This is a genomic window from Wolbachia endosymbiont of Drosophila leontia (assembly GCF_028981785.1).
Classification (GTDB): domain Bacteria; phylum Pseudomonadota; class Alphaproteobacteria; order Rickettsiales; family Anaplasmataceae; genus Wolbachia; species Wolbachia pipientis.
This window is the reverse complement of record NZ_JAPQLK010000147.1, coordinates 1-697: the sequence shown is the minus strand read 5'-3', so window position 1 is coordinate 697 and position 697 is coordinate 1. Positions and strand designations below refer to the sequence as shown.

The window sequence follows — 697 nt, the reverse complement described above, 5'->3', positions numbered from 1 at the left end:
ACACTTTGGTCTCCCTACATGCTGCTACCCAAGCTACGGGACTCCGACTTTTATCCCGGTAGGTTTAACTTCTACTGAACATACTCACCTTCTCTGGACACACATTGGCAAAATACAAAAAACAAGAAGAGGATCGAAAGTAGGAAAGCATGAGTTTATAGGAGGATTTGCAGCAGTTATGCCAAAAGGAAATAGCGGTATTTTTAAACGTGAAGGAAGAGCAGCATTGCCAATACAAGAAGTAAAGCTACCACTGAAACCTGAAGGCTCAAGAATAATAAAAGACCTTGTTGATTATGAGAGTGAGAGAGTGTTTGAGAAATACTTTAAGCATGAGCTAAACTATATTTTAAAGATATGACAAAGTTCTGGAAAGATTTACATCAAGCAATTTGTACTAAGTTAAAGGAAGAAATACCGGCTATACAGACATGTGAAATTTATCCAGCAATAAGAAAAGAATTATTAGCGCCAGCGTTATTTGTAGAGCTTGTGAGTTTAGAATCTGGAAAAGATCCTGGAACAGAAGAATTAGCATTGAAAGCCAGGTTTGAAGCGAGGATTGTCGTTGATGGAACAGTCGAGGATTCCTCGGTAGTTGTTAGAACCTGTTAAGGATCTCGAAAGTATGAGGTAAAATAAGCATAGTTAAGAAAGAGGTATATCTATGCAAAAAAGCTATCCAAGCGATATAAGT

Annotated in this window: 2 pseudogenes; both read left to right on the top strand. The window is 37.7% G+C overall.

The annotated features are described in order from the left end of the window. Positions 1-361: pseudogene (locus OZD63_RS05515) on the top strand (hypothetical protein); the annotation flags it as partial. Further along, positions 358-609 (top strand): annotated as a pseudogene (locus tag OZD63_RS05510) (hypothetical protein); the annotation flags it as partial. The pseudogenes OZD63_RS05515 and OZD63_RS05510, both read left to right, overlap by 4 nt. Between the last annotated feature and the right edge of the window lie 88 nt (positions 610-697).